Origin of the sequence: Mycobacterium colombiense (genome assembly GCF_001665835.1) — a bacterium.
GTDB classification, from domain to species: domain Bacteria; phylum Actinomycetota; class Actinomycetes; order Mycobacteriales; family Mycobacteriaceae; genus Mycobacterium; species Mycobacterium colombiense_A.
In genome coordinates, this window is the sequence record NZ_LZSX01000087.1 from 1 (window position 1) to 646 (window position 646).

Annotated in this window: 1 protein-coding gene; it reads left to right on the forward strand. The window is 67.8% G+C overall.

Annotated features, from left to right (window positions below; translation table 11 throughout):
- Positions 1-646 (forward strand): cutinase family protein (locus A5760_RS20890; protein ID WP_231122690.1); only part of this gene is annotated, 646 nt, incomplete at both ends.

Here is a 646-nt window from a genome sequence, read left to right on the forward strand (position 1 = left end):
AGTTCTCGCAGCGTCGGGCGTGGCCGTGTCGGCCTTGTCCACTTCCGTTATCCCCTCCGCCTCGGCCCAGTGCCCGGACGTGCAAGTGGTGTTCGCCCGCGGCACCGGTGAAGCGCCGGGCGTCGGCCCCACCGGTCAGGCCTTCGTCGATGCGCTGCACCAGCGCGTCGGCGGGCGGTCGTTCGATGTGTACCCGGTCAACTACCCCGCCAGCGACCAATGGGCTACCGGCATCGACGGCATCAGAGACGCCGGCGCCCACATCAATTCGATGGCCCACGAGTGCCCCAACACCAAGATGGTGCTCGGCGGCTACTCCCAGGGCGCGGCCGTGATGGGATTTGTCACCTCGGCCGCGGTGCCCGACGGCATCGACCCCAACACCGTGCCCAAGCCGCTGTCCCCCGATGTGGCCAGCCACGTGTCCTCGGTCGTGCTGTTCGGCATGCCCAACGTGCGGGCGATGAACTTCCTCAACGAACCGCCCGTGGTCATCGGCCCGCTCTACCAAGACAAGACCGTCAAGGTATGCGCCACCGAGGACCCGGTCTGCTCCGACGGCATGAACTTCGCCGCACACGACACCTACGCCGACGACGGCGCCATGATCGACAAGGGCGTCGCCTTCGCCTCCAGCCACCTCGGT